The sequence below is a fragment of the Myroides injenensis M09-0166 genome, assembly GCF_000246945.1.
In the GTDB taxonomy this organism is placed as follows: Bacteria; Bacteroidota; Bacteroidia; order Flavobacteriales; family Flavobacteriaceae; genus Flavobacterium; species Flavobacterium injenense.
Genome location: NZ_BAEX01000164.1, coordinates 1 through 1,244 on the forward strand (window position 1 = coordinate 1; position 1,244 = coordinate 1,244).

At 33.7% G+C, this 1,244-nt stretch carries 2 protein-coding genes; both read left to right on the top strand.

Annotation, left to right across the window (positions count from 1 at the left end; genetic code table 11):
- Positions 1-390, top strand: a 390-nt coding sequence (locus RH98_RS14975; RefSeq protein WP_010257650.1) for a TenA family protein, incomplete at its 5' end; no start/stop codon positions are given.
- A gap of 7 nt (positions 391-397) precedes the next feature.
- Positions 398-1,204, top strand: coding sequence for a bifunctional hydroxymethylpyrimidine kinase/phosphomethylpyrimidine kinase (gene thiD, locus RH98_RS14980; protein WP_010257655.1), 807 nt, complete (start codon positions 398-400; stop codon positions 1,202-1,204).
- Positions 1,205-1,244: the final 40 nt, after the last annotated feature.

Consider the following 1,244-nt stretch of genomic DNA (forward strand, 5'->3'; position numbering starts at 1 on the left):
GTTCGTACTTTAAATAAATTAGACAATGCTATATTGCCTTCACCAAGTTGTCTCTTATATACTTCTTATTTGAGCAGACAAGTAGCATTATCTTCTATAGAAGTAACGCTTGGTGCTGTACTACCGTGCTTTTGGATTTACAAAAAAGTAGGTGATTATATTTTAGAAAACCAAACAAAAGACAATAACCCTTATCAGAGCTGGATAGACACTTATGGAGGAGAAGAATTTAATCAATCTGTAGAAATGGCAATTAAAATATGTGATGAGTTAGCTGAAAACTCCTCTGAATCCACAAGAAAAAAAATGACACAAGCCTATATTATGTGTTCTAAAATGGAGTGGCTTTTTTGGCATAGTGCATATAAACAAGAACAATGGTTAATCTAATTTTACAATGAAAAAATACAATACAGTCTTATCGATTGCTGGCAGCGACCCTAGTGGCGGGGCTGGTATTCAAGCGGATTTAAAGGCTTTTTCTGCTATAGGATGTTATGGAACAACAGCAATAGTTGCTGTTGTAGATGAAAACACAATTGGCGTGACAGGAGTTCATCCCATACCTGTTGACTTTGTAACTGGTCAAATAAAATCAGTTCTTGATGATATTGGGGCTGATGCAATAAAAATAGGTATGCTTCACTCTTCTGAATTAATAATAGCTATTAAAGACACTTTATTACCATATAAAATTAAAAACATCGTACTAGACCCTGTTATGGTAGCTACTTCAGGAGATAAATTACTTCAAGATGAAGCCATTGATACTCTTAAAAATGAACTCATCCCCTATACCAGAATAATCACACCAAATATTCCAGAAGCTGAAATCCTTTTGGGTAAAAAGATAAATAATCAAAGTGATTTACCTCAATGTGCAAAAGAATTATCCTTTGGTGACACCGTTTCTGTCATGCTTAAAGCGGGACATTTAAAAGACAATATACTAACAGATATATTTTACAATGCAGAAACTAAAGAAATTCTTGAACTTGCTTCTCAACGTATTTATACAAAAAATACACATGGTACAGGTTGCACATTCTCTTCTGCTATTGCTGCACTCTTAGCAAAAGGATATACTCTAAACGAAGCGGTAACAAAAGCAAAAGATTATATGATTCGAACTATTCAATCCGGAGCTAAATTTGAAATTGGAAAAGGAAATGGTCCGGTACATCATTTTACTGATTGGTGGTGATCTAAAAAGTGTAAACTAAAGTAATAAACAATAAAAAGAG

What these genes read in the sequence shown, in the direction of transcription:
- thiD (WP_010257655.1), top strand. Translation starts at nt 398, where the DNA reads ATGAAAAAATACAATACAGTCTTATCGATTGCTGGCAGCGACCCTAGT.